Origin of the sequence: Roseinatronobacter bogoriensis DSM 18756, from assembly GCF_004366635.1 — a bacterium.
Classification (GTDB): Bacteria; Pseudomonadota; Alphaproteobacteria; order Rhodobacterales; family Rhodobacteraceae; genus Roseinatronobacter; species Roseinatronobacter bogoriensis.
In genome coordinates this window covers 19,445-42,026 of record NZ_SORN01000004.1, presented here as the reverse complement: position 1 = coordinate 42,026, position 22,582 = coordinate 19,445, and the positions used below count along the sequence as shown (strand labels likewise).

General features: G+C 58.0%; 24 protein-coding genes. 9 read left to right on the top strand and 15 right to left on the bottom strand.

Annotation, left to right across the window (positions count from 1 at the left end; genetic code table 11):
* The first annotated feature begins 83 nt into the window (after positions 1-83).
* Complete coding sequence (locus tag EV660_RS10375; protein WP_071480415.1) at positions 84-845, top strand: NAD kinase; 762 nt, start codon at positions 84-86, stop codon at positions 843-845.
* Positions 846-858: 13 nt separating this feature from the next.
* Here the strand turns inward: EV660_RS10375 and EV660_RS10370 are convergent, their stop codons facing one another.
* From EV660_RS10370 to mutY, 4 genes are all read right to left on the bottom strand, one after another.
* A complete protein-coding gene (locus tag EV660_RS10370; RefSeq protein WP_071480414.1) occupies positions 859-1,233 on the bottom strand; it encodes a thiol-disulfide oxidoreductase DCC family protein in 375 nt (124 codons plus the stop codon).
* A 31-nt stretch (positions 1,234-1,264) separates the two neighbouring features.
* Positions 1,265-2,341: an alkane 1-monooxygenase gene (locus EV660_RS10365; RefSeq protein WP_246028975.1), complete on the bottom strand. Its 1,077-nt coding sequence runs from the start codon at positions 2,339-2,341 to the stop codon at positions 1,265-1,267.
* A 146-nt stretch (positions 2,342-2,487) separates the two neighbouring features.
* A complete protein-coding gene (gene gloA / locus EV660_RS10360) occupies positions 2,488-2,988 on the bottom strand; it encodes a lactoylglutathione lyase (protein WP_071480412.1) in 501 nt (166 codons plus the stop codon).
* Complete coding sequence (gene mutY, locus EV660_RS10355) at positions 2,985-4,040, bottom strand: A/G-specific adenine glycosylase (protein ID WP_071480411.1); 1,056 nt, start codon at positions 4,038-4,040, stop codon at positions 2,985-2,987. Before mutY ends, gloA begins: the two co-directional genes overlap by 4 nt.
* A gap of 101 nt (positions 4,041-4,141) precedes the next feature.
* On the opposite strand from mutY, the gene EV660_RS10350 reads away from it, so the two are divergent.
* Genes EV660_RS10350 through EV660_RS10340 form a run of 3 tightly spaced genes read left to right on the top strand, consistent with a single transcriptional unit; the run spans position 4,142 to position 6,455 of the window.
* The gene (locus EV660_RS10350) at positions 4,142-4,687 is read left to right on the top strand and encodes a DUF721 domain-containing protein (protein ID WP_071480410.1); all 546 of its coding nucleotides are present in this window, start codon (positions 4,142-4,144) and stop codon (positions 4,685-4,687) included.
* Positions 4,684-5,337, top strand: a complete 654-nt coding sequence (locus EV660_RS10345) for a DsbA family protein (protein WP_071480409.1) — start codon at positions 4,684-4,686, stop codon at positions 5,335-5,337. Before EV660_RS10350 ends, EV660_RS10345 begins: the two co-directional genes overlap by 4 nt.
* Before the next feature lie 5 nt (positions 5,338-5,342).
* Positions 5,343-6,455 (top strand): CaiB/BaiF CoA transferase family protein, encoded by a 1,113-nt coding sequence (locus tag EV660_RS10340; RefSeq protein WP_071480408.1) that lies wholly within the window; start codon positions 5,343-5,345, stop codon positions 6,453-6,455.
* Between the two features lie 76 nt (positions 6,456-6,531).
* On the opposite strand, the gene EV660_RS10335 is transcribed toward EV660_RS10340, so the two are convergent.
* From EV660_RS10335 to EV660_RS10305, 7 genes are all read right to left on the bottom strand, one after another.
* Positions 6,532-7,161, bottom strand: coding sequence for an outer membrane protein (locus tag EV660_RS10335; protein ID WP_100319132.1), 630 nt, complete (start codon positions 7,159-7,161; stop codon positions 6,532-6,534).
* Positions 7,162-7,379: 218 nt separating this feature from the next.
* Positions 7,380-7,649 carry an HPr family phosphocarrier protein gene (locus EV660_RS10330; RefSeq protein ID WP_071480406.1) on the bottom strand — a complete coding sequence of 90 codons (270 nt, stop codon included), beginning with the start codon at positions 7,647-7,649 and terminating at the stop codon, positions 7,380-7,382.
* A 27-nt stretch (positions 7,650-7,676) separates the two neighbouring features.
* Entirely contained in the window at positions 7,677-8,066 is a 390-nt protein-coding gene (locus EV660_RS10325) for a PTS sugar transporter subunit IIA (RefSeq protein ID WP_071480405.1), read from the bottom strand.
* Positions 8,067-8,075: 9 nt separating this feature from the next.
* Positions 8,076-8,984 (bottom strand): RNase adapter RapZ, encoded by a 909-nt coding sequence (rapZ, locus tag EV660_RS10320; protein ID WP_071480404.1) that lies wholly within the window; start codon positions 8,982-8,984, stop codon positions 8,076-8,078.
* Entirely contained in the window at positions 8,981-9,445 is a 465-nt protein-coding gene (locus tag EV660_RS10315) for an HPr kinase/phosphorylase (RefSeq protein ID WP_232727391.1), read from the bottom strand. Before EV660_RS10315 ends, rapZ begins: the two co-directional genes overlap by 4 nt.
* A complete protein-coding gene (locus tag EV660_RS10310; RefSeq protein ID WP_232727390.1) occupies positions 9,442-11,106 on the bottom strand; it encodes a sensor histidine kinase in 1,665 nt (554 codons plus the stop codon). The genes EV660_RS10315 and EV660_RS10310 overlap by 4 nt, the downstream gene beginning before the upstream one ends.
* Before the next feature lie 46 nt (positions 11,107-11,152).
* On the bottom strand, positions 11,153-11,851 hold the full coding sequence (locus EV660_RS10305; protein WP_071480403.1) for a response regulator transcription factor: 699 nt from the start codon (positions 11,849-11,851) through the stop codon (positions 11,153-11,155).
* Positions 11,852-12,198: 347 nt separating this feature from the next.
* On the opposite strand from EV660_RS10305, the gene EV660_RS10300 reads away from it, so the two are divergent.
* Positions 12,199-13,797, top strand: coding sequence for a phosphoenolpyruvate carboxykinase (locus EV660_RS10300; protein WP_071480402.1), 1,599 nt, complete (start codon positions 12,199-12,201; stop codon positions 13,795-13,797).
* A 126-nt stretch (positions 13,798-13,923) separates the two neighbouring features.
* Here EV660_RS10300 and EV660_RS10295 read toward each other — a convergent pair whose 3' ends face one another.
* Complete coding sequence (locus EV660_RS10295; RefSeq protein ID WP_071480401.1) at positions 13,924-15,153, bottom strand: urate hydroxylase PuuD; 1,230 nt, start codon at positions 15,151-15,153, stop codon at positions 13,924-13,926.
* 107 nt (positions 15,154-15,260) lie between these two features.
* On the opposite strand from EV660_RS10295, the gene EV660_RS10290 reads away from it, so the two are divergent.
* The gene (locus EV660_RS10290) at positions 15,261-16,196 is read left to right on the top strand and encodes a LysR family transcriptional regulator (RefSeq protein ID WP_071482021.1); all 936 of its coding nucleotides are present in this window, start codon (positions 15,261-15,263) and stop codon (positions 16,194-16,196) included.
* On the opposite strand, the gene uraH is transcribed toward EV660_RS10290, so the two are convergent.
* Positions 16,181-16,537: a hydroxyisourate hydrolase gene (gene uraH / locus EV660_RS10285; RefSeq protein ID WP_071480400.1), complete on the bottom strand. Its 357-nt coding sequence runs from the start codon at positions 16,535-16,537 to the stop codon at positions 16,181-16,183. The genes EV660_RS10290 and uraH overlap by 16 nt on opposite strands.
* 164 nt (positions 16,538-16,701) lie before the next feature.
* Between uraH and puuE the strand changes: the two genes are divergently transcribed.
* The 3 genes from puuE to EV660_RS10270 all read left to right on the top strand — a co-directional run bounded on the left by puuE (position 16,702) and on the right by EV660_RS10270 (position 20,177).
* Positions 16,702-18,117 (top strand): allantoinase PuuE, encoded by a 1,416-nt coding sequence (gene puuE, locus EV660_RS10280; protein WP_071482020.1) that lies wholly within the window; start codon positions 16,702-16,704, stop codon positions 18,115-18,117.
* A gap of 61 nt (positions 18,118-18,178) precedes the next feature.
* Positions 18,179-18,670 (top strand): ureidoglycolate lyase, encoded by a 492-nt coding sequence (locus EV660_RS10275; protein WP_071482019.1) that lies wholly within the window; start codon positions 18,179-18,181, stop codon positions 18,668-18,670.
* An 88-nt stretch (positions 18,671-18,758) separates the two neighbouring features.
* Positions 18,759-20,177: a uracil-xanthine permease family protein gene (locus EV660_RS10270; protein ID WP_071480399.1), complete on the top strand. Its 1,419-nt coding sequence runs from the start codon at positions 18,759-18,761 to the stop codon at positions 20,175-20,177.
* A 45-nt stretch (positions 20,178-20,222) separates the two neighbouring features.
* Here the strand turns inward: EV660_RS10270 and glmM are convergent, their stop codons facing one another.
* A complete protein-coding gene (glmM, locus tag EV660_RS10265; protein ID WP_071480398.1) occupies positions 20,223-21,566 on the bottom strand; it encodes a phosphoglucosamine mutase in 1,344 nt (447 codons plus the stop codon).
* Positions 21,566-22,579, bottom strand: coding sequence for a dihydropteroate synthase (folP, locus tag EV660_RS10260; protein WP_071480397.1), 1,014 nt, complete (start codon positions 22,577-22,579; stop codon positions 21,566-21,568). The genes glmM and folP overlap by 1 nt, the downstream gene beginning before the upstream one ends.
* Between the last annotated feature and the right edge of the window lie 3 nt (positions 22,580-22,582).

The following is a 22,582-nucleotide window of genomic DNA, read 5'->3' as shown; positions in this document are numbered from 1 at the left end:
CAGCCCCGAATGGCGCACATCGGAACGGACTTGCCAAGCCTGAGGTTGCAGGCGAGAAAGGGCTGATCGAAGCAGGAGGGATCATGCCGCCAAGGCTTGCATTTCTGGCCAGTGCCGCACCGGACGCCCAAGAAGCGCTGGCCGCATTGACATGGCGCCACATGACTGTGGCAGCGGAAGAGGCGGATGTGATCATTGCGCTTGGCGGCGATGGCTTCATGTTGCAGACCCTGCACGCCACCCAGCACCTTGATACACCCGTCTATGGCATGAATCGCGGGACCGTTGGCTTTTTGATGAATACCTATCAGGTTGAGGGGCTGGTCGAGCGGCTGGACAAGGCTGAAATGGCTGTGCTCAACCCGTTGCGCATGAAAGCCACGCGCAGCGATGGAACCGTGTCAGAGGCCTTGGCGATCAACGAAGTCTCGCTGTTGCGTCAAGGCGCGCAGGCTGCGAAGCTGCGGATCATTGTCGATGGCAAGCAGCGTCTGGATGAACTGGTTTGCGATGGGGCGATGGTCAGCACACCTGCCGGATCCACCGCCTATAATTACTCCGCACATGGCCCAATCCTGCCCATCGGCGCGGATGTGCTGGCGCTGACGCCTGTTGCGGCCTTTCGCCCCAGACGCTGGCGCGGCGCGCTTTTGCCCAAAGCCTCGCATGTCCGGTTTGAAATTCTGGACCCAGAGCGCCGCCCGGTCATGGCAGATGCCGACAGCCGATCAGTGCGCAATGTCGTGCGGGTGGATATTTCATCAGCACGCGATGTTGCGCATAAACTGCTTTTCGATCCTGGACATGGTTTGGAAGAGCGCCTGATCCGCGAGCAATTTGTCTGAGCAGCCCCCTCGCCTATCCTGCCTTGCGGGATTCACGGCGCTTATGCATCCAGTACAGAAGCGGGGCGGCAAGATTGTTATACCCGAAATCCGCCATCTGTCGCAGCACAGGCAATTCCAGCACGCGCGCCAGCCAGCGCATGCGCGGCAATTCGCGCCACAGCGCCAGAAACGCCGGAAAGCCGGAAATGATCTGCCCATCCTTGCGCGCATGGAAACGCCGCGTCGCCTGATCCGCGCTTAGCCCCCAATGCGCCAGCGTTGCTTCATGAAGGTCGATAAACTGAACCGGCGCATGCGCGTGTTCGGCTTGTCGGCGATATTGCGCAATCTCTGCCGAACAGATCGGACAGCGCCCATTATACAGAATTTCCAACTGCTGTGCCATGGTCGGACAGGTAGCGCGTGCGCCTTGTAACTCAAGACGCGCCTTTGGGCATTGGCGTGCGGTGCTGGGTATAGTCGGACCAATCCTCGATATCGGGGTAGAATTGCCGCCGCCATTCGCGCACCTTCGGGTTCATGTAACGACGAAACAGCGGCGGGAACATCGCCAGTGTCGTCAATGCAGGGTACCCAAAAGGAAGTTGCGGCGCGGCATTCGCGTCATATGTCTGCAACAGCGGAAAGCGGCGTTCAGGTTTGTAGTGATGGTCGGAATGGCGCTGCAGGTTTATCATCAACCAGTTGGATGCCTTGTGTGAGGCATTCCAACTGTGATGGGGCCGCACGGGTTCATATTTGCCATCGCCAAGGTGCCTGCGCGTCAGGCCATAGTGTTCGATGTAATTGGTCAATTCCAACTGCCAGAAGGCCACGAAGCTTTGCCAGATGAACAAAGCCAGCCCCCAGCCGCCACCAATGGCAACCGCCAGCGCCAGCATGCCCAGCTGCAAAGCGCCATAGCGCCAGAACGGGTTGGTCCTGTGCCACCAGGGCAGGCCCTTGCGCGCCAGCATCGCGGCCTCGGCGCGAAAGGCAGATGGCGGGCAGTCGCGCAGCACACGCATGAAATACGCAATGAACCCCTCATTGTAGCGCGCAGTCACAGGGTCGCGGGGGGTGCCGACATAGCGGTGGTGCACATGCAGATGTTCTGAGCGGAAATGACTGTAAAGGACCGTTGCCAGAATCAGATCCGCCAGCCATCGCTCGTGCCGGGTTTTCTGGTGCATCAATTCATGCGAATAGACGATACCGATCACCCCCGACATGACCCCCACACCGAACATGATGCCCAGATCTTCCCACCAGTTGAGCTGCGCGCGCGTTGTCAGCCACCAGATTACCGTGAAGATCGTCACGATCTGTATCGGAAACCAGATCAGTGTGATGAACCGATACCAGAACAGGTCTTTCAGCGGTGTTTCCGTGTCGGGGTTATCGTCACTCAGCCCGGTGATGAAATCAATCAGGGTAAACGCCCACCAGCCATAGGCGACAGGCAGAATGAACCACCACCCGCCCAAAGCAACTGACAGCGCGATAAGCGGCAAGAACCCTAAGGAAACCCAGAAGGGCAAGGCGGAAGCTAGTTTATGAAATTGATCTGACGACACGACACGCCGCTCCAACGTTACAACACGGTATTACAGATAACCTATTGTGTGACCAAAGGCAGCATGGCACGACTGCGACAGTTTTACGCTTTGAATTTCGCAAGCAGCCCATCCATCAGCGAGGGCTGAACAATCTCGATCCAATACCCATCGGGATCGAGAATGAATGCGATCTCTTTCATCCCCCCTTCACCCAGCCGTTTCTGGAACTGAACCCCCATCTCTTCGAACCGAGCACAGGCGGCGGCAATATCGGGGACAGCCAGACAGATATGGCCAAAGCCCTTGGGCGTCGAATTGCCGGAATGCATCTGCGTGTCATCGTCTTCACTGCCCCAGTTATGGGTCAGTTCCAAAAGGCCCATGCGGCTGAATGTATGTTCTAACGTGCCATCCGCGCTGTCCGAATGCCCACGCGGTTGCAGGAAATACAGCGAGAAGCGCGCCTCTTCGAAATCCAGCTTGCTGAGCAACCGAAAGCCCAGCACCTGCTGGTAGAATTCCAGCGACCGCGCGGGATCTTTGATGCGCAGCATTGTGTGGGTCAGAACGTAATTGTCGGTCGCGCTTGATGCGTCGGTCATGATGCCTCCGATAGGTCAAGATGTGCTGTTGCCAATTTATGCGCCTTGCGCATCACCGTGGGCAGGTCAGCGGGGTTGAATTCACTGGCCGGGATGAAATTTCCTGTGGCCGATAACGGCAGATGCGCCACGCGCAGACTTAGGCGCAAATGAAAATGCGTGAAAGTATGGCGCACCTCTTCGGGCAAGGCGTGCCATTCGCCTTTTTGCGGGGGGATGTCTGCTGGTGTGGCTTCGGTCCAGTCACTGCCCGGCCAGCCCAACATGCCGCCCAGCAGCCCCTGCGGCGGGCGCCGTTCCATCAGCCATGCGCCATCGACCCGCCGGCCAAGATAGGCAATACCCAACCGCACCGGCTTTGCGGGTTTTCGGGTTTTGCGCGGCAGGGCTGGCGCGGTGCCCGCCACGCGCGCCGCACAATGCACCATGACCGGACAGATGCCGCAAGCCGGGTTGCGCGGCGTGCAGATCGTGGCGCCCAGATCCATCACCGCTTGCGCATGATCGCCGGGCCGGTGCTGTGGGGTCAAGCTGGCGGCATATTCGGTCAGGATGGGCTTGGCCTGTGGCAAGGGTGTGTGTTCATCAAACAGCCGCGCCATCACGCGCTCGACATTGCCATCCAGCACAGTTTCAGGTTGTTCAAATGCAATGGCCGCAATCGCCGCCGAGGTATATGGCCCGATACCGGGTAAAGCTTGCAGCCCTTCACGGCTGCGCGGAAATTCCCCGATGCGCGCCACTTCGCGCGCACATTTCAGCAGGTTGCGCGCCCGGGCGTAATAGCCAAGCCCAGCCCATTCAGCCATCACATCCTCATCACGCGCCGCCGCAAGTGCCTGCACTGTGGGCCAGCGCTCTGTAAAGCGATGAAAATACGCCTTTACAGCCGCCACAGTGGTTTGTTGCAGCATTACTTCCGACAGCCAGATTCGATACGGGTCAGGCATTTGAGTGCTGCCTGGCGGCACGCGCCAAGGCAAGTCCCTGGCATGTCGATCATACCACGCCATCAACTTGTCAGATATCTGAGTGTCGCACCCGTCACGCATGTGTTACGCTTTACCCTGATGAAATCTACGCCGACCCACTGGATTTGCCAGTGCCAAAGGGTAAACTACACACCAATCACTGCAAGGGCTGGCACTACAATATGGCAAAGAAATCTGCCCCCTATACGCCACCCTCGCGCCGCGCGCGCGGGTTTGAAACTGCGTCAAAGCTGATGGACACGCAAATCCGCAAGGCGGGCGAGTCGCGCGGCTTTGCAGTGTCGCGCCTGCTGACACATTGGGAAGAGATTGCGGGCGCGGACATCGCCCGGATCAGTCGTCCCGTAAAGATCAGCTATGGCAAAGGGGGCCTTGGGGCCAATCTGACCCTGCTGACCACCGGGGCAGCGGGGCCAATGTTGCAGATGCAACTGCCTGCACTGCGCGAAAAGGTGAATGCCTGCTACGGATACAATGCCATCGCCCGGATTACCCTGACCCAGACTGCTGCATCCGGCTTTGCAGACGGACAAGCCGAATTCGCGCACGCTCCGCCCAAACGGACGCGCCCGATTGCCCCTGAAATCCGGCAAGATGCCGCCGCAACTGCGGCTGGCGTGCAGGATGACAGTTTGCGCACTGCCCTTGAACGACTGGCCTGCAATGTCTTATCGAAGGCGCAGAACACAAAAGGAAACTACACATGAACAAGACACTCGTGCCCGCCCTTGCCGTTGTGGCCGCTTTGGGCGCTGGGGGGTGGTGGTATACCACACAAACCGGCACATCCGAGCCGATCGCCGCCAGCGCAGTCATGGAAGAACATCAGATTCACCCGCTGGACATGCCCCTCGGCAATCAGGAAGCTTCTGTCGTGATGGTGGAGTATTCTTCGCTGACTTGCCCGCATTGCGCCACCTTCAATCAGGGCCCCTTCCAGCAGATCAAGGAAAACTTCATTGATACAGGCGAGATTCTGTATCTGAAGCGCGAAGTGTATTTTGACCGCTATGGCCTGTGGGCCGCGATGGTCGCCCGCTGCGGCGGGGAAGAGCGCTATCACGGAATGCTGGATTTGATCTATGAAACCCAGAGCACTTGGGCAGGATCAAACGACCCGGTGCAGGTTGCAAATAACCTGCGTCGCCTTGGCCGACAGGCGGGAATGGACGATGCCCAGTTGAACGCCTGCCTTGAAGACGCAGACAAGGCACTGGAACTGACCGAATTCTACCAAGCGAATGCCGAAACCTACGGCATCCGTTCCACCCCAAGCTTCATTATCAACGGTCAGTCCTACGGCAACATGCCCTATGCCGAATTCGAGCGGATTCTGAACGAGAAACTGGGGAACTAAGCACCATGTCAGGGCCTTTGAAGGGCGTCCGCGTCATTGAACTGGCGCGCATTCTGGCTGGGCCTTGGGCTGGCCAGACCCTGGCGGATCTGGGCGCAGAGGTCATCAAGATCGAGGCCCCCGAAGGCGATGATACGCGCCGTTGGGGGCCACCCTTTATAGACCGGGATGGGGTGCAGGAAGCGGCCTATTTCCATTCTGCAAATCGCGGCAAATCGTCTGTCACGGCTGATTTCCGCACAGCAGAGGGGCGCCAGAAAACCCTTGATCTTGTCGCAAATGCCGATGTGCTGATCGAGAATTTCAAAGTGGGCGGATTGGCCAAGTATGGGCTGGATTATGCCAGCCTCTCTGCAATCAATCCCGGGCTGATCTACTGCTCGATCACCGGCTTTGGACAGACCGGTCCCTATGCGCATCGTGCGGGCTATGATTATATCATTCAGGGAATGTCCGGCCTGATGTCGGTCACCGGGCCGGCTGACGGGATGCCACACAAGGTCGGTGTCGCGGTAACAGATATCGTTACCGGCATTTATGCCAGCACCGCGATACTGGCCGCCCTGCATGAACGGGCGCGTACCGGAATGGGACAGCATATTGATCTTGCACTGATGGATAGCGCTGTCGCGATCATGGCAAATCAGGCGATGAACTATCTTGCGACGGGCACAGCACCAACTCGTCTGGGCAACTATCACCCGAACCTTGCCCCATATCAGGTGGTGCCCTGCCGTGACGGCCACATCATTATCGCCACGGGCAATGACACCCAGTATCGCCGCCTTTGCGGAATTCTGGCGCTGGAACAGCTTGCTGATGATCCAGACTATTGCACCAACCCTGTACGCGTTCGCAACCGGAACACGCTGTCCAGATTGATCGGCGATGAAACCAGCAAATGGGCCAAAGTAGACCTGCTTGCCGCCTGCGAGGCACAGGGCGTACCTGCTGGCCCGATAAACGACATGGCCGAGGTTTTCGCCGACCCTCAGGTTATCGCACGGGGGCTGGAGTTGAACATGGATGGGCTGAAAGGTGTACGCTCGCCCTTCAACTTCTCCGCGCATCCCGAAAGGCCCAGCAAACCCGCCCCGTCACTTGGCGAAGACAACTAGCGCGAAAAAAACGGCCCCTGCGAAGGCAAGGGCCGTTTCTGACTTAACAGCCGCCAAAATCTGGCGGCAAGATGTCTTAGAACTTGAAGCCGACGCCAATGCCTGCGCCGAGTGTCCGGGTGTTCACATTATCCTGCCCGACATTGTTGATGGCAGAATAGTTCACCGAACCGCGCAGCATGATGTTGTCGGTCAGCATGTGGTCCAGACCGATAGCTGCTGTGCCACCGAAAGAGTTTTCGGACCCGTCACTCCCGCTGGTGCGCACCATCGAAGGGCCGACACCTGCATAGGCAAGCGTGCGTGAATCGGCAGAGATGGGGACACCGGCCGTGAACAGCAGCGCGCCGCCGCCTTCAACCCGGTCACCTTCACCAGGCAATGTCGGACGCCCGAACAGGGCGGGCATGAACAGGGCTTCACCACCCAATACGACATTGCCCAGATCTTGGCGGTAACCCGCAAACAGCGAAGCTACTGCATCGCTGGAGCTGCCGTCACCACGGAAATTCATCTCGCCGTAGCCAATACCTGCACCAGCATATCCGCCGGTCCAGTTAAAGCGCGCGGGCGCTGCTGGCGGGGCTGGTGTCGAGACGACGGGCTCCTGCACCGAAGGGCCTGTTTTCGACATGTCTCCTGCCACAGCTCCGGTTGCGACAAGCCCGGCAACTGCTGTGCTTGCGAAGATCGGATATAGTCTCATGTGTTCGTTCCTTTTTTCTACCAGAGCGCGAACCTGATCGTTCAATCAATTTCGCCATTGGTCTTAAAGCGCCTGAATGACAGTCGCTCATAGCCATAACGAAACCCATGCGCGATGGTTCCGTCTGGTGACATGAGAAAACTTGATTCGGTACCCTGCATGACGCCGATGTGATAAATCGTTAGCGTCTGCGCCTTATAAACAAGGTAAATGCGCGATTACATGCTCTCGCCGAAGCGGCCTTCAACCAGCACTCGCAAGGCAGCGGCCAATTCCGATTCCTGCACACCCGTTGTCTTTACCCGGATGGTGGTTCCGCATGACGCCGCGAGCATTAATAAACCCATGATTGAATCACCTGGCACGCTCATCCCGTCTTTCATGACCTCCGCGCGCGCATCATGTGCCTCGACAACTTCCACAAACTTTGCCGAGGCGCGCGCATGCAGTCCTTTTTCATTGATTATCTCAAGATCAAACTCTGTCATCTAACGCCTTAACCCTGTTTACGTGCCTCAGCGGCCTACCTCGATGGAATTGATATATTTGCGTCCAGCCTCCAAGGCCGCAGAGGTTGCTGTCTGCAAATCCAACCCACGCGATTTTGCCAGCTTTATCAGCATGGGAAGATTTGCACCGTAGATAATCCTGCGATCAGCGCCGGCACAGGCGGGCAATGACAGATTGGATGGCGAACCACCGAACATATCGGTGACCACGACAACCCCAGCGCCCCTGTCCACCCTGTCTGCGGCGGCAGAAATCTCGGCCTGCTTGGAACTGCGGTCATGATCATATTCTATGGAAATGGCTGCGATACCGTCTTGCTTGCCGATCACATGCTCAATCGCTGCGAGATACTCTCGCGCCAGTCCACCATGCGCTACAATCACGATCCCGATCACGAACAGACCTTATTCGTTTTCTGCAATCGCGACCTGCGTCGCGATACGTTCCAATTCTCTGTGTCGTTTAGACACCTGCCACTTCGTCTGCGCAAGCGCAATTGCCAGTTTTTCTGCGGTTGCAACCGATCTGTGTTGCCCCCCTGTACAGCCAAACCCGATTGTAAGCTGTGATTTCCCCTCATGCGCGTATTCGGGCAGCAAGCTTTCTACCAATTCGTGAATCCGGCGGAAAAATCCGTCAAAGCGATGATCTGCCGAGACAAAACCCGCAACACGGGCATCGCGCCCATCAAGCCTGCGCAGGTCGGCCTGCCAATGGGGGTTTTTCAGAAAGCGGCAGTCAAAGACAAGATCAACCCCCGCCGGAATACCCCGCTTGTAGGAAAACGACTCGATTTGCACACGCATGGATTGGCCAGCGCGGTCATCGAACAGGCCATGCATGCGCGCACGCAGGTCATGCGGGGTCAAAGCTTCGGTGTCGATCAGCACATCTGCCCGCAAGCGCACCGGCGCAAGCAACCGCGCCTCAAACTCTATTCCTTCGCGCGCTGTCCCGTCCGGGCTTAGCGGATGACGTCTGCGTGTTTCCGAAAACCGCCGGATCAGAACCGGAACCGGGCAATCAAGGAAAACCAGATCAAGATTGACGCGGCCCAACGATTGCAGATCGCCCACCAGTGCCAACAAGGCATCGACGGAGAAATCACGATTGCGCGGGTCCAGCACCAAGGCCAGTGGCCGTTCCAGCGGCGCTGCCACAAGGGGGCGGACGAGCGAAATGGGCATATTGTCTATTGCTTCAAAGCCGATATCTTCCAGCGCCTTTAGCGCAGTACTCCGCCCTGCCCCGGATGGGCCAGTCAGCAAAACCAGCTGTGCAAGGTCACTGTCTTGAATCGCTGCATCCGTCATGGTCCGGCGCCTTGCCCATACTGCAACACTTGCGAAAGGATGTATTGCTTTAGCCCTGCAGGGAAAGCGCTGCTCGCGCAGTTGCGAAGACAGGGCAACTGCACACCTAGCACGTCTGCAAACACGCGCTCTGGCAGGCGTTGCGCCTCGGTTTCGTCCAGATTGACGACAGCGACCAGCTTTGCCGTATCCAGCACTCTGGCCCGCAATATGCCAAGGCCGCGCATCTCGATCAGACCGCGAATAGTTGGGGGCGCTTGCGCAATGATCGAGGCGCCATCGCGTCGCAACAATGTCTGGTCATCCGACACCAGCACCGCGCCAATTGCCATCAGTTCCAGCGCCAGCTCTGACTTTCCGGAACCGGACCGGCCAAGGATAAGCACGCCAGCGGATTGCCCCTCTACCTCGAATGCAACGGCGGAAGAGTGAATCCGGTCTGCCGCGATGACCAGCGTCACAACGGCAAGCCCACCACAAACCGCGCACCGAGCGACGGACTGTCATCGGGTGCATCTTGTGCACGGATATTCTCTGCCCAGATCACACCTTGATGGGCTTCAATAATCTGCTTCGAGATGGCCAGACCAAGGCCCGAATGATTGCCAAATTGCTGTGGCGGACGTTCCGAGTAGAAGCGCTTGAACACTTTCTTCAAGGCATTCTCAGGAATGCCGGGGCCAGTATCTTCGACCACAACCAATATCCGGTCATGGCGCTGGCGCGCCCAGACGCGGACGGCATCACCCTCATTGCAAAACGAGATCGCATTCGTGATCAGATTGACAATCACTTGCGCCAGCCGCCCTTCCAGACCCGTTACCATCACCGGCCCCTCGGGCAGGATCTTGATGAATTCGACCCCTTTCTCGCGCGCTTCATGAGAGAGGTGTTCGCACAGGTTATCCAGCAACTTGACCAGATCGAATTCTTCCTGCTCTTCCTTGACCAGTTCGGAATCCAGCCTCGACGCATTGGACGTGTCGGAAACCAAACGGTCCAGCCTGCGTACATCATGCTCGATCACATCAAGCAAGCGATTGATGTGATCTTCGCGCTTTGCCATGCGCAAACTGCCCACGGCCGAACGCAAAGACGCCAGAGGGTTCTTGATTTCATGCGACACATCTGCCGCGAAACGCTCATTCGCTTCGACACGATCATACAAGGCATTGACGATGCCCCGCATGGCGCGTGACAGATCGCCAATCTCATCCGGGCGGCCCGAAAGATCAGGGATGCGCACACGCGCGCCGGGCGCAGTCTTGCGGGCATCCCGGCGCTTGCCCAATTCGGCAGCCATGGCCAGGTCAGCAAGTGGATTTGCGATGGTCGATGCAAGAACGAGGCTCAACCCGATAGAGACCATGACGGCAATCAGAAAGAACTGTAAGGTCTGCTCGCGCTCGATGCGCATCATCAACGCGGTATCTTCCGAACTGCGGCGCAAGAACACCGCACCGCGAAACTCTCCTTCGTGCATCACCGGCGCGCTTGCGGCAATCCACATGCCATCTGTGGCGTCGCGGTAGGTGTAACTGGCCCATTCCCCAGCCTGATTACGGTCAAACATTGACTGCGCGACAAGTGCAAACGCCTCTTCGACTGGCAACGCAGGCTGGGTTCGGGTCAGAAAAGACATTCCCGACCAGATCGCCCCCAGCACATCACTGATCGGGGTAGCGCGTTCAGCAAACCGCTCGTTACCGGAATACTCGGTTCCGGCCATCCGCGCCGTCACCTGCCCATCAGAATTCACGATGATCATCTCAAAGCGCTGGTCGAATGTCAGCCTGTTCGCCAATAAGTCGCGCGTCGCATCCAGGTCATCGCTGACCGATACGATGTCAGCCACCATCTGAACTGTGCTGCCCAACATTTGCGCCTGCTGATCCAGCAGCGAATCCCGGAACGGATTGGTAAACAGTATTCCCAGGATCAGCACCACAAGCGCCACAAGATTGAACAGGGCAATCTTACGCGCCAAGGGGGAACTGGAAATGCTAAGAAACCCGCGACGCGCGCGCGACGCGCGCACCTCGGTCTCGACAGCATCACCCGGTCCGACCCAATCGTCACCAATAAGGATATCAGCTCTCGCTGCCTTAGCCTCGGTCTGCACCTGTTCACCCGCTATATACTTTGGGACGACTGCGCCTGATCTTTTGTCAGGCTTCGTTATACTTGTAACCAATCCCATACAGGGTTTCGATCGATGAAAACTCTGGGTCAGCATTGCGCATCTTCTTGCGCAAGCGCTTGATATGACTGTCTATCGTGCGATCATCGACATAGACTTGGTCTTCATATGCCACATCCATCAACTGATCGCGCGACTTGACGACGCCAGGACGCTGCGCAAGCGCTTGCAGCAACAGGAACTCCGTGACCGTCAGCGTCACATCATCACCTTTCCACTTCACCTGATGGCGAAGCGGGTCCATCGTCAACTGGCCCCGCACCATGATCTTTGCCTCTTCAGAGGCGTCAGGCCCGGCTTCATTGGCCTGTTTGCGCCGCAAAAGCGCGCGAATTCGTTCTACCAGCAAGCGCTGCGAAAAGGGCTTTGTCACATAATCATCTGCCCCCATTCGAAGGCCCAGAACCTCGTCAATTTCATCATCCTTGGAGGTCAGGAAAATAATGGGCATCTGCGATTTCTGCCGCACCCGTTGCAAAAGCTCCATCCCGTCCATGCGCGGCATCTTCATGTCCAGAACCGCCATGTCAGGCATCTTGCGGCTGAACGCATCAAACGCGGCCTGCCCGTCATTATACGTCTCAACCTCAAAGCCTTCCGCTTCGAGGCAGATGGATACAGATGTCAAAATATTTCTGTCGTCATCAACTAATGCTATTTTAGACATGTGACTGTCCTTTTCACTGCTCTGTCAGGCATTTTCGCCATATTTTTGCCATACAATCCCGCAAACCCCCTAAAGAAGCAACAAAAAACAGCATCTGACAACGAAGGCGGCAGATGATTCGGTGCGTGTCATGCCAAATAGCAACACTTACTATCTCAGCTATTTATGAATGTTGCGCTAACGCACCGCTGATTGCGCTAACTGCGCCAAAGGAGCCTATGCTTTGCCACAATCGTGGTGTTATAGGCAGGGCAAGGGCGCATGGCTTTGCGGGTCACGCCTGTTGTACGCGTCCGTACGTAACCCGGTGCGAACCACGGATCATGTGCCACATGGAGCAGTGAAAAATGACTACACCACGAGTGAACCCGAATAAACGCCTTGAAGATCAAGGCATTACAGGCGTTTCGCAGGCACATTACAACCTGCTGGAGCCAGCTTTGATAGAAGCAGCGCTGAAGCGCGGGGAAGGACGGCTGGGTCTGGGCGGTGCATTCCTCGCCTCAACTGGCACACATACCGGCCGATCCCCCAAAGACAAGTTCGTCGTGCGCAGCGCCGATGTCGAAGACAAGATCTGGTGGGACAACAACGCCCCGATGAGCCCAGATGCCTTTGACTGCCTTTATGCTGACATGCTGGAGCATGTGAAGGGTCAGGAAGTTTTCGTACAAGACCTGTATGGCGGTGCAGACGCCGAACACCGGCTGGATGTGCGCGTTGTGACCGAACTGGCCTGGCACGGCTTGTTTATCCGCCACCTTTTGCGCCGCCCCGAGGCCGAAGAACTGGCAACATTCGACCCAGAATTCACCATTATCAACTGCCCCAGCTTCAAGGCTGATCCCGCACGCCACGGCTGCCGCTCGGAAACCGTGATCGCGCTGAATCTGTCACGCAAATTGATCCTGATTGCCAATACTGCCTATGCTGGCGAGAACAAGAAGTCGGTTTTCACGCTGTTGAACTATCTGCTGCCGGAGAAAGGCATCATGCCGATGCATTGCTCGGCAAATCATGGTCTGGATGATGCGAATGACACGGCAGTGTTTTTTGGCCTCTCAGGGACCGGGAAGACCACCCTCTCGGCTGACCCAGCGCGGACCCTGATCGGGGATGACGAACATGGCTGGTCCGAGACAGGTATCTTCAACTTCGAAGGCGGCTGTTATGCAAAGACCATCAATCTGGACCCCGAGGCCGAGCCTGAAATCTATGCCACGACCAGCCGCTTTGGCAGCGTCGTCGAGAATATGGTCTATGACCCCGATACGCTGGAACTGGACTTCACAGATGACAGCCTGACGGCAAATACACGGGTTGCCTATCCGCTGGACGCGATTTCGAACGCCTCGGCCACATCGCTGGGCGGTGTGCCGAAGAATATCATCATGCTGACATGTGACGCATTCGGCGTGCTGCCCCCCATCGCGCGGCTGACCCCGGCGCAGGCAATGTATCATTTCCTCTCGGGCTTCACCTCAAAAGTGGCAGGCACAGAACAGGGCGTGACCGAGCCTCAGCCGACCTTCTCGACCTGTTTTGGCGCCCCCTTCATGCCGCGCCGCCCTGAAGTCTATGGCAAGCTGCTACAAGAAAAGATTGCCAAATTCGGGGCAGAGTGCTGGCTGGTCAACACGGGCTGGACCGGTGGCGCCTATGGAACCGGTTCCCGTATGCCGATCAAGGCGACACGCGCACTGCTGAGTGCGGCGCTGGACGGTTCTCTGAAAAACGCCGAATTCCGCCGCGACCCGAATTTTGGCTTTGATGTGCCTGTCGCCGTGCCGGGCGTGGCAGATGTCCTGCTTGACCCGCGCCGGACCTGGGCCGACCCTGCGGCTTATGATCATCAGGCCGCAAAGCTTGTGGCCATGTTTGCAGAAAATTTCGCGCAATATGTTCCCTTCATTGATGACGAGATCAAGCGCGCGGCCATTGGGTGAGCCCCGCTTGATCAGATAGCGAAAGCCCCGCCTTTGCAGGCGGGGCTTTCAAGTTCTATGTGATGGGGGGCGTTGCCCCCGGCCCGCTTCGCGGGTCTCCCCCAGAGTATTTTCAGCAAGAAAATGTTACGATCCCGTGACACGACGATACCACTCGGCAATCTCCTGTCGGGCTTCGGCATCCATCAGGACAGTGCTGCCGGGCGGCATGGCATGGCTGATGCCCGATTGCAGGTAGATTGTTTGCGCCGCGCGCGCGACCTGCACCTCTGTCTCTAGCTTCACGCCTTTCGGGGCCCAGTGCAGCCCCGGCCAGAGCGGTTCTTCAGCATGGCACATGGAGCAATGGCCGACCACAGTCCAATAGACATCTTCGAACTGTGCATCCTCGGCAAAGCGCAAAACTGACGGGGGCAAGCTGGCAAGGTCTTCATCGTCACTGCGAGTCTGACCCAAGGTCGAGAACAGAATGATAGCGACAAAGAGTGCGGTTGTGGCACCCCATGTCCACCACTTATAGCCCCCCCCCATATGCAGGGTGTTAAAGAAATGCCGGATCGTCACCCCCATGAGAAAGACTAGCCCTGCGATAAGCCAGTTGAATTCTGACGCGAAAGCCAGCGGGTAGTGGTTGGACAGCATCAGGAAAATGACAGGCAGGGTGAGGTAGTTGTTATGGGTTGATCGTTGCTTGGCAATCTTGCCATATTTCGCATCGGGCACGCGGCCCGCGCGCAGATCAGCCACCACAATCTTCTGATTTGGGATGATGATCATGAAGACATTGGCCGACATGATCGTGGCCGTAAAAGCGCCCAGATGCAGCAAGGCCGCACGCCCGGTGAAAACTTGCGTGTAGCCCCATGACATGATGACCAGCAGCACGAATAACAGCACCATCAGGCGGGTATTGTCTTCGCCAAAGCGCGATTTGCACAGGCCATCATAGATGACCCAGCCCACAGCAAGCGAGGCAATGGAGATGGCTATGGCCTGCCATACTGCAAGGTCCATACGAGAGGAGTCGATCAGGTAGAATTCTGCACCGACATAATAGACCAATGCCAGCAGGGCGAAGCCTGACAACCAGGTGACATAGCTTTGCCATTTGTGCCAGATCAGATGTTCAGGCAGCCGGTCGGGCGCGACCAGGTATTTCTGAATGTGATAAAACCCGCCGCCATGCACCTGCCATTCTTCACCATAGGCCCCTTTGGGCAGGTCCGGTGATTTGCGCAGGCCCAGATCGAGCGCAATGAAGTAAAAACTGGACCCGATCCATGCAATCGCCGTTATGACATGTAACCAGCGCACTGCGAATTCGGCCCATGCCCCCCAGACAGCCAGTTCCAACATTCTATTCACCCTTGTTCTACGCGTGTTGCATCACCCTATACTGGCGCACCACTTTCTGTTAATCCATGAAAACACCCAGCAGTTTCAATTTCATCCTGAAAATCATCATGGCCTATCTTAGCAATGTCAGAATGTTTGTGCGTGTGCATGAATTGGGCAGCATGTCGGCAGCGGCGCGCGACCAGCGCACATCTCCTGCCGTGGCATCGGCCCGGATTGCAGAGTTGGAAAAGCATCTTGGTGTGCGGTTGTTCAACCGCACCACGCGATCACTCAAACCCACGTCGAACGGTCAGTTGTTCTACGATGGTGCTCTGAAAATCCTTGATGCAGTGGCAGAGGCAGAGGGTGCCTTGACCCATGCCACAGCACAACCGCGCGGCATGTTGTTTGTGGCAGCCCCCCTGGGCATAGGCCGGCGGCTGATTGCCCCGCATGTGCCGGTGTTCAAGGATGAAAACCCCGAAATCGAGCTGCGCTTGCGCCTGTCGGACCGTAGTATCGATGTGACCACCGAGGGGCTGGATGTCGCGTTTCACCTCGGCCCGCTGGAAGATTCGGCGCTGAAAATGCGGGTTATTGCAGAATGCCCGCGCATCCTGTGTGCCGCACCCGATTATATCGCGCAGCGTGGCCTGCCCGAGAACGGTGAGGATTTGCTGCGCGACCGTCATGATTGCCTGAACCTGCGCTTTCCCGGCGCGCGAGAGTTTCAGTGGCGGTTGCAGACACCGGAAGGACCACAGCGCTTCAAGATTTCAGGACCATTCGAATCCGATGACGGCGATGTGCTGACCACCTGGGCACTCGCCGGGCGGGGAATCATCATGAAACCGGTCTTCGAAGTCGTAGATCATCTGCTGTCGGGCACTTTGGTGCCTGTCGCAACCGCGACCCCCCCGGTGCCGGTGACACTGGCCTCGTTGACGCCGCACCGGCGCTTGCGCGACCCGAAGGTGACGATATTCACCGATTTCATCGCGGCGCGTATCAAATCCGCGTTGGCAGACGCGGAGGCGCGACTTGCTCAACTGCCGCGATAGGTAGAAAAGCCGAAGGGCGATAGCAAAAGCGGAACATGATAATGGCTGTCAGGGTCATTGATCCCAAAACGAATCGGGACCTCATCCAGAAACAATGGATCCACCCCCGCCTGCCCCGTCGCGCGCAGGTAATCCCCGGCAGCAAACAGCAGTTCATACTTACCGGTGGCGAATTTGTCCTGCGGCAAGATAGGCGCGTCCGTGCGTCCGTCTGCATTGGTCACATACTGCGCCAATTCTTCGCGCGTGTTGCCCGTCAAACGATACAGCGTGACCTTCAACCCCGCTGCGGGCAACCCGCGCGCAGTGTCCAGAACATGGGTCGTCAGGAAACCTGTCATGACACTCTCCTTCAAGATACAGTTCGCCCAATCTTGCAGCGCAAGTCAACGACATGCCAGCCCCTTGCACCTTCAGTTGACTTGAGGTCTTTCAAAAATTGACAGAAAGCGGAAATGATTATTCTGCTTTATCACATAATCAAACCGACACACCGGAGGTCCTTGTGAAACGCTACCCCCGCAACCTGACTGGTTATGGCGCGACGCCACCCCATGCCGCTTGGCCAAATGGCGCAAAGCTCGCCATCTCGCTGGTGCTGAACTACGAAGAGGGCGGCGAGAATTGCCTGTTGCATGGCGACGCGGCCTCCGAGGGGTTTCTGTCTGACATTCCGGGCGCGGCCCCCTGGCCCGGCCAGCGCCACTGGAACATGGAATCGATCTATGACTATGGCGCGCGCGCAGGCTTCTGGCGGCTGCACCGGCTGTTCACAGCGCGGAACCTGCCGGTTACGATTTACGGTGTGGCAACGGCATTGGCCCGCAATCCAGAACAGGTCGCCGCAATGAAAGCGGCCGATTGGGAGGTGGCCAGCCACGGCCTGAAATGGATAGAGCATCGTGACATGCCTGAGGCAGAAGAGCGCGCTGCGATTGCAGAAGCGATCCGCCTGCACACAGAGGTTTTGGGCACCCCTCCGCGCGGCTGGTATACGGGGCGCGCCTCACTCAACACTGTGCGCCTCGCCGCAGAGACGGGGCAGTTTGACTGGATTTCTGATACATATGACGATGACCTGCCGCATTGGATGGAATTCGGACCGCGCGACCAGTTGATCCTACCCTACACGCTGGAAGCCAATGACATGCGCTTTGCCACCGCGCCGGGCTGGGTGACAGGTGCGGATTTCGAAACCTATCTCAAGGATGCTTTCGACGTGCTCTATGCCGAAGGCGAGGCTGGCGCGCCCAAGATGTTGTCGATCGGGCTGCATTGCCGCCTGATCGGGCGTCCGGGCAAGATCGCAGGACTGATGCGCTTTCTGGATCATGCGCAGGCGCATGACGGGGTCTGGTTTGCGCGGCGCATCGACATTGCGCAACACTGGGCAAAGACCCATCCTCACCAGCGCCTCCCTCGTCCCAGCCAGATGGGCAAAGAGGATTTCGTAACCCGTTTCGGTGGCATCTATGAACATTCCCAATGGGTCGCCGAACGCGCCTTTGATCTGGAACTTGGCCCAGCGCATGACAGCGCCACAGGGCTTGCCAATGCACTGGCAAGGGTGTTCCGATCAGCACCGCAGGAGGACCGCTTGGCCGTCCTGCGCGCGCATCCTGACCTCGCCGGAAAGCTGGCTGCCGCAAAACGCCTGACAGCCGAATCCACGCAAGAACAAGCCAGCGCGGGGCTGGATGCATTGACCGATGACGAACGTGCCCTGTTTCAAAGCCTGAACACGGCCTATGTCGACAAGCACGGCTTTCCCTTTATCATCGCCGTCCGTGACAACACCAAGGCCACGATCCTCAGCGCGTTTCAGGCCCGTCTTGCCAATGACACGGAAACCGAATTCGCCACGGCCTGCCGACAAGTCGAACGCATTGCCGAATTGCGGCTGAAGGAAATCCTGCCCTGATCGCATTTTCTTGCCCAAAATACTCAATCCCACGCCGCCACACAAACCGGAGCCAGACGTGATGCAGACCCTGACCGCCACCCCCCTGACCCCAGAGGCGTTCGCGCCTTTCGGTGATGTGCTGGACGTTGCGGGCGCGCCTGACAAACTGATCAATCAGGGGCTTTGTGGCCGGTTTCATGACCGCGCACGGCTGGATTTCGGGGCCGGTGGTCGTGCGGGCATCTCGGTTTTTGACGCACAGCCCCGCGCCCTGCCCTACCTGCTGGAAATGGTCGAGCGTCACCCCGATGGCTCGCAGGCCTTTATACCGATGCATGAGCACCCGTTTCTGGTCATCGTCGCTGAAGATTTGGGCACGCAGCCCGGCACACCGCGTGCCTTCATCACAAACGGGGCGCAGGCGCTGAATTTTCATCGTAACATCTGGCATGGCGTCCTGACCCCGCTTGCGAGCCCGGGACGGTTCGCTGTGATCGACCGGATCGGGAGTACGCCGAACTTGCAGGAATACTGGTTCGATACCCCATGGAAAGTGCAGGGGCCGCGCTGAGGAGGAGAGCGGCCCCTGCAAGGACACACAGCCGAAAACCACGCCCTTGGGCGAATGTGTTTTGCTGTCTATCGAGAGGAACGAGAGAATGGCAGACTCGACTTTGGGTACCCCCGCACAGTTGCGCGATCCAAACTATACCCCACCGCTCTACAAGGCGGTGCCGTTGGGTGTGCAGCATGTTTTGGCGATGTTCGTCTCCAATGTGACACCTGCCATCATCGTCGCGGGGGCGGCAGGGTTTGGCTTCGGTTCTGGTTCACCCGACTTTCCCAACCTGATCTACATGTTGCAAATGTCGATGTTCTTTGCAGGGGTCGCAACGCTGTTGCAGACAATCACCTTTGGCCCTGTCGGGGCTGGCCTGCCCATCGTTCAGGGCACATCCTTTGCCTTCATCCCCATCATGATCCCGCTTGTTGCCGGCAAAGGGGTTGATGCGATGGCCGCTGTCATGGGCGGTATATTGGTCGGCGGGCTGTTTCATGCCGCACTTGGCACAGTGATCGGGCGCATCCGCTTTGCGCTGCCGCCGCTGGTAACCGGGCTTGTGGTCACGATGATCGGCCTCGCCTTGGTGCGGGTGGGTGTGCAATATGCGGCGGGCGGGGTCCCGGCAATGGGCACCGACCAATTTGGCAATTTGCAAAGCTGGTCAGTCGCGCTGGTGGTGATATTTGTGACGCTGGGCCTGAAATTCTTTGCGCGTGGGATGCTGTCTGTCTCTGCCGTGCTGCTGGGTCTGATGGCAGGCTATGTTGTCGCCTATGCCCTTGGCATGGTCAGTTTCGACGCCATTAGGACGGCCGCGCCCTTTGCCTTGCCCAACCCGCTGCATTTCGGGCTGGAATTTACGGCCGCCGCGATCATCGGTTTCTGTGCGATGGCGTTCGTCTCGGCGGTTGAGACTGTGGGCGATGTCTCGGGCATTACCAAAGGCGGCGCCGGACGCGAAGCCACCGAGCGCGAGATCGAGGGTGCGACCTATGCCGACGGCATTGGCACTGCCGTATCGGGCCTTTTCGGCGCGCTGCCCAATACAAGCTTCAGCCAGAATGTCGGGCTGATCGCCATGACCGGTGTCATGAGCCGCCATGTCGTCACCATAGGCGCCCTTTTCCTGATCCTTGCGGGCCTGTTTCCCAAAGTCGGCGCGGTCATTTCCACCATCCCGATCGAAGTGTTAGGCGGCGGAGTCATCGTGATGTTCGGCATGGTGGTTGCGGCAGGCATCTCAATGCTGTCAGATGTGCTGTGGAACCGCCGCAATATGGTGATCTTTGCAATTGCGCTATCCTTGGGGCTGGGCCTGCAACTGGAACCGACAGCCCTGCAACACCTGTCTGATACCCCGCGGGTGTTGCTGACATCAGGCATTCTGCCTGCTGCCGCCATCGCAATCGTCTTGAACCTGATCCTGCCGCGCGATCTGGTGGGTGAGGCTTCGCAGAAAGCAGCCAATGGTGCGCAGGGGAATGGGTCTGCACCTGATGGACCCAGCCATTAAGCACAGGGTTATGCGGGACAGTGCAAGCTTTGTCCCGCGTGCCCCTCAGGCGACAGCTTCCATTTCGGCGATGATGCCATTCACCACATCGTTCAGCAGGCTTTCATCATCACATTCTGCCATGACGCGAACCAGAGGTTCAGTACCGGATTTGCGGATCAACAAGCGACCACGCCCATTCAGCCGCGATTTTGCATCCTCAATCGCTGTCTGCACTTCGACCTTGGACAGAAGGTCCACACCCGGCGCATAACGCAGGTTTTTCAGCATTTGCGGCACAGGCTCGAAACTGCGGGTCAGCATGGAGGCAGGCCTGTCTGTCTCGACCATCGCGGCCAGAAACTGCAATGCGGCGATCATGCCATCGCCCGTGGTGGCGTAATCGGTCATCACAATGTGACCGGACTGTTCACCGCCAAGGTTCCAGCCGCCCTGACGCATCCGCTCGACCACATGACGGTCCCCGACTGCGGTGCGTTCCATCCGCAGGCCATGCCCTTGCAGAAAGTTTTCTAGGCCCAGATTAGACATGACCGTGGCCACAAGCACACCATCGCGCAGACGGTCAGCCTCGGCCCAGCGGCGGGCGAAAAGCGCCATGATCTGGTCGCCATCTGCGATCTGCCCGCGCTCATCAATCAGGATCACGCGGTCAGCATCGCCGTCCAGCGTGATGCCCAGATCTGCACCTGTTTCCAGCACCTTGGCCGCGCAGGTGCGCGGATGGGTCGATCCGCAGTCCAGATTGATGTTCAGACCATTCGGGCTGGTGCCAATCGGGATAACATCCGCGCCCAATTCCCAAAGCAATTGCGGGGCCACGCGATGGGCCGCACCATTCGCGCAATCCAGCACAATGCGCAGCCCGTTCAACTGGGTGCCGCGGATTAGCGTGGTCTTGGCATATTCGACATAGCGCCCGCCCGCATCGTCGATGCGCTTGGCCCGCCCGATATTGGCAGGCTGCGCCGGAGCGATCTCGCCCTCGGTAATCTTTTCGATGGCCTCTTCATCCGCATCTGACAGTTTGAACCCGTCAGGGCCGAAGAATTTTATGCCGTTATCTTGATGCGCATTATGACTGGCTGAAATCATTATCCCCAGATCTGCCCGCATCGAACGGGTCAGATAGCCCACCGCCGGGGTCGGAACTGGCCCCAGAAGCAGCACATTCATACCGGTTGAGGTCAGGCCCGCTGTAAGTGCAGTTTCGATCATGTAACCTGACAAGCGCGTGTCCTTGCCGATCACCACGCGGTGCCCGTTCGAGCCGTCGCGCCGGAAGTGGCGGCCTGCTGCAGCCCCCAGCTTCAACGCCATCTCGGCGGTCATAGGATAGGTATTGGCAGTACCGCGGACCCCGTCCGTGCCAAAGAGCTTGCGTGTCATCACTGCACCTCATCTATCTTGTTATTGAGCGCCTGCCAAACTGACAACGCCTGCCGTGTCTCTGCCACGTCGTGAACCCGCAAGATCTGCGCGCCCTGCCCTGCACCAAGCATAGCCACAGCAACAGACCCCGCGACCCGATCAGCAGCAGCCTCGACCCCGCTAAGCGTGCCGATAAACCGCTTGCGCGACGCACCTAAAAGGATAGCACATCCGGTCTGATGAAGCAGCGCCAATGATTGTAGCAATGCAAGATTATGCTCAAGCGTCTTGCCAAAGCCGATTCCGGGATCAACAATGACCTTGGCAGGGTCCACCCCTGACGCTTCTGCGCGGTGGATGGCCTGTTCCAGCCAGTCATACACATCCAGCCTTACATCATTGTATTCAGGGTTGTTTTGCATGGTCTGGGGGGTGCCCTGGGCATGCATCAGGCAAAGGGGCACACCCGCTTCAGCCACAACGCGCCCCATGTCACAATCCCATGTCAGGGCTGAAACATCATTCACAAGATCAGCGCCCGCATCCAGTGCAGCTGCCGCGACAGCGGCCTTGCGCGTATCTATCGAAATGGGAACACGCAACCCGTCGGCGCGCAAGGCCCGGATCAGCGGCGCGGTGCGCGCGATCTCTTCCTCGATGGGAACCTCTTCAGCGCCGGGGCGCGTCGACTCGCCCCCGATGTCAAGAATATCGGCCCCATCTTCGACCAGACGGCGCGCCTGTGCGCGTGCGTTGTCAAAGCTGTGAAATTTTCCGCCATCGGAAAAACTGTCAGGTGTTACATTCACGATGCCCATGATCCTTGGCTGCGCAAGGTTCAGGCCGCATAGCGGCGGAAGACCTGTCAAAAGCGCGCTGTCCTGCGCGGCCTCAAAGCCACGTTCGATCCAATCGCCATCGCGCGTGATTTCCGCCATCGCGGCGATACAAAGGCCATGCTGCCCGCGCAGGGCAGGCATTTCAGACGAAGCAAGCGCGGCGGGGCGCAAAATTGGTAAATGGTATGTCATGCC

What these genes read in the sequence shown, in the direction of transcription:
- EV660_RS10335 (WP_100319132.1), bottom strand. Translation starts at nt 7,161, where the DNA reads ATGAGACTATATCCGATCTTCGCAAGCACAGCAGTTGCCGGGCTTGTC.
- EV660_RS10275 (WP_071482019.1), top strand. Translation starts at nt 18,179, where the DNA reads ATGCAGACCCTGACCGCCACCCCCCTGACCCCAGAGGCGTTCGCGCCT.
- uraH (WP_071480400.1), bottom strand. Translation starts at nt 16,537, where the DNA reads ATGACAGGTTTCCTGACGACCCATGTTCTGGACACTGCGCGCGGGTTG.
- EV660_RS10375 (WP_071480415.1), top strand. Translation starts at nt 84, where the DNA reads ATGCCGCCAAGGCTTGCATTTCTGGCCAGTGCCGCACCGGACGCCCAA.
- EV660_RS10350 (WP_071480410.1), top strand. Translation starts at nt 4,142, where the DNA reads ATGGCAAAGAAATCTGCCCCCTATACGCCACCCTCGCGCCGCGCGCGC.
- EV660_RS10330 (WP_071480406.1), bottom strand. Translation starts at nt 7,649, where the DNA reads ATGACAGAGTTTGATCTTGAGATAATCAATGAAAAAGGACTGCATGCG.
- EV660_RS10345 (WP_071480409.1), top strand. Translation starts at nt 4,684, where the DNA reads ATGAACAAGACACTCGTGCCCGCCCTTGCCGTTGTGGCCGCTTTGGGC.
- rapZ (WP_071480404.1), bottom strand. Translation starts at nt 8,984, where the DNA reads ATGACGGATGCAGCGATTCAAGACAGTGACCTTGCACAGCTGGTTTTG.
- gloA (WP_071480412.1), bottom strand. Translation starts at nt 2,988, where the DNA reads ATGACCGACGCATCAAGCGCGACCGACAATTACGTTCTGACCCACACA.
- EV660_RS10300 (WP_071480402.1), top strand. Translation starts at nt 12,199, where the DNA reads ATGACTACACCACGAGTGAACCCGAATAAACGCCTTGAAGATCAAGGC.
- EV660_RS10290 (WP_071482021.1), top strand. Translation starts at nt 15,261, where the DNA reads ATGGCCTATCTTAGCAATGTCAGAATGTTTGTGCGTGTGCATGAATTG.
- EV660_RS10340 (WP_071480408.1), top strand. Translation starts at nt 5,343, where the DNA reads ATGTCAGGGCCTTTGAAGGGCGTCCGCGTCATTGAACTGGCGCGCATT.
- EV660_RS10370 (WP_071480414.1), bottom strand. Translation starts at nt 1,233, where the DNA reads ATGGCACAGCAGTTGGAAATTCTGTATAATGGGCGCTGTCCGATCTGT.
- folP (WP_071480397.1), bottom strand. Translation starts at nt 22,579, where the DNA reads ATGACATACCATTTACCAATTTTGCGCCCCGCCGCGCTTGCTTCGTCT.
- EV660_RS10305 (WP_071480403.1), bottom strand. Translation starts at nt 11,851, where the DNA reads ATGTCTAAAATAGCATTAGTTGATGACGACAGAAATATTTTGACATCT.
- glmM (WP_071480398.1), bottom strand. Translation starts at nt 21,566, where the DNA reads ATGACACGCAAGCTCTTTGGCACGGACGGGGTCCGCGGTACTGCCAAT.
- mutY (WP_071480411.1), bottom strand. Translation starts at nt 4,040, where the DNA reads ATGCGTGACGGGTGCGACACTCAGATATCTGACAAGTTGATGGCGTGG.
- EV660_RS10295 (WP_071480401.1), bottom strand. Translation starts at nt 15,153, where the DNA reads ATGTTGGAACTGGCTGTCTGGGGGGCATGGGCCGAATTCGCAGTGCGC.
- EV660_RS10270 (WP_071480399.1), top strand. Translation starts at nt 18,759, where the DNA reads ATGGCAGACTCGACTTTGGGTACCCCCGCACAGTTGCGCGATCCAAAC.